At 70.2% G+C, this 592-nt stretch carries 1 protein-coding gene; it reads right to left on the reverse strand.

Annotated elements, in window-relative coordinates; genetic code table 11:
* Positions 1–592: acetyl-CoA C-acyltransferase (locus AC1DWF_RS36620; RefSeq protein ID WP_476843337.1), on the reverse strand; the 592-nt coding region annotated here is incomplete at both ends.

Genomic DNA, 592 nt, shown 5'->3' on the forward strand with positions numbered 1-592 from the left:
GGCGCCGATGGGATGGCCGAGCGCGATCGCGCCGCCATTCACGTTCACCTTCGACGTGTCCCAGCCGAGGTCCTTGTTCACCGCGCAGGCCTGCGCCGCGAAGGCCTCGTTGGCCTCGATCAGGTCGAGGTCGCCGACGGTCCAGCCCGCCTTCTCCAGCGCCTTGCGGCTCGCCGGGATCGGGCCCGTGCCCATGATCGAGGGATCCACGCCCGCCGTCGCCCAGCTCACGATGCGCGCCAGCGGCTTGATGCCGCGCTTCTTCGCCTCGTCGGCCGACATCACCACCAGCGCGGCCGCGCCGTCATTGATGCCCGAGGCATTGCCCGCCGTGACCGTGCCGTCCTTCGAGAAGGCCGGGCGCAGCTTGGCCAGCACGTCGACCGTCGTATCGGGGCGCGGATATTCGTCGGCCTCGACGATGGTGTCGCCCTTGCGGCCCTTCACGGTGACCGGCGTGATCTCGTCCTTGAAGCKGCCTGCGGCCTGCGCCTCGCCGGCCTTGCGCTGCGAGTTGGCGGCGAACTCGTCCTGCTCGCCGCGGGTGAGCTGGTACTTCTGGGCGACGTTCTCGGCCGTGTTGCCCATGTGG

The organism is Aminobacter sp. P4_D5, from assembly GCF_056401815.1.